1 protein-coding gene is annotated in these 1,610 nt (G+C 69.3%); it reads right to left on the reverse strand.

Annotated elements, in window-relative coordinates; genetic code table 11:
- On the reverse strand, nucleotides 1-1,468 hold a 1,468-nt coding region (locus tag AC5RUJ_RS16055), incomplete at its 3' end, for an LCP family protein (protein ID WP_494156218.1).
- Nucleotides 1,469-1,610: the final 142 nt, after the last annotated feature.

Here is a 1,610-nt window from a genome sequence, read left to right on the forward strand (position 1 = left end):
CGGCCGCATCCGGTGCCGCCTCGTCCGCGGGGCCGGCCCCGCCCTCACCGGCAGTGGTTTCTCCACCACCGGAGCCGGGGTCGCCACCGGGGCCGCCGCCGTCGTCCTTGGGATCTTTCTGCCGAGTCTGCTCTTCCTGGGTGAACATCTCCTGAACGCGGGGATGGATCACCGAGAAGTCGGGGTAGGTGACAAAATTCTCCGCGGCGGTGCCGAAGTCGGGCGGTCCGATGGTCAGGCGCTTCACCTTCTGGTCTTTGGCCTTCAGCGCCAGCGAGACGAAGCTGCCCAGCTGCGAACTGGGAATGTCCGTCTCGACGACCTGTTCGCCGGCCTCGGCCAACTGCTGGAAGCGGGTCAGCACCGTTGCCGGGTCCAGCTGCTTGACCATCGCCGACATCACGCACTGCTGGCGCTGGACGCGGTCGTAGTCGGTGGCGAATTCGCGGGAGCGGGCGTACCAGAGGGCGTGGTAGCCGTCGAGCTCCTGGACGCCCGGGGCGATCCAGCCCTTCGGCGGGTAGTGCTGATTGGTGCCGGGGATGGTCCTGTTGGAGATAGGCACCCAGCCGCCGGCCTTGACGGTGATGCCGCCCATCGCGTCCACCAGGGCTTCGAAGCCGTCCATGTCCACGAGGGCATACGCCTGGATCTCGATGCCCAGGATCCCGCTCACGGCGTCCTTCATGGCCTCCGCGCCCGGGTTCTTGGCATCAGGGTAGCGGTCGGCGTGGTTTTGCTCCACGTCGACGTAGAGGGCGTTGATGATGCACTCGTCACCGCAGCTGAAGCCTTCCGGATACACCTCGTGCATCGGCGAGTCCGCCGGGAACGGGGCGTTTTGGAAGTTGCGCGGGATGCCGAACATGACGGTCTGGCCGGTCTTCGCGTCGACACTGACCACCTGGATGCTGTCCGGGCGCAGCCCCACCCGCCCGGCACCGGCGTCGCCGCCCATGAGCAGGAAATTGTAGCGGCCGTCCACCGGGTCGAACGCGGGCCGGGTTTCGAAGATGGAGCTGAAGGCGTTGCGGCTCACGTTGAGCAGGTAGGCGGCGTAGCCCAGGCTGCCGCTGGTGAGCACCATCAGGGCAACCAGCGTCACCGCCACCGCCGGCTTGGCGCCCGGGGCCAGCAGGTTGGGCCTGATGATGCGCAGCGTGTTCAGGAACAGGAAGGCCCAGAACAGCGCCAGCGCCGCCAGCACCACAACGAGGGCCAGTGAACCCCAGCGGTCGGTGGCCAGGTTCACCAGCAGCGGCCAGTTCACCAGGGCCATGACGGCAGCGGCCACAACGGCCGCCCAGGCCAGCAGCGTCACTGCCAGGCCGCGCCGGCCCAGCCGGCGGTCCCCTGCCACGATCTGGGCGCTGCCCGGGACGAGCAGGGTCAGCAGCAGCAGGACGAAGGCGCGCTTGGTGCGCACCGGCGCCGGAGCGTGCTGGGGGTAGCGGACCGGATCGGTCACCCCGCGCGCCGAAGACCCCGACGGCTTCCTCGGCGGCTGGGGACCCACCGTCCTAGGCCTCGCCGGAGCCTGCGGCGCGTTCACGCAGCGCGGCTCCCTTGTCGTAGGCGGACCGGCGCAGGCCGGACGCGAACTCGAGCAG

Source organism: Arthrobacter sp. Y3223164 (genome assembly GCF_059091005.1).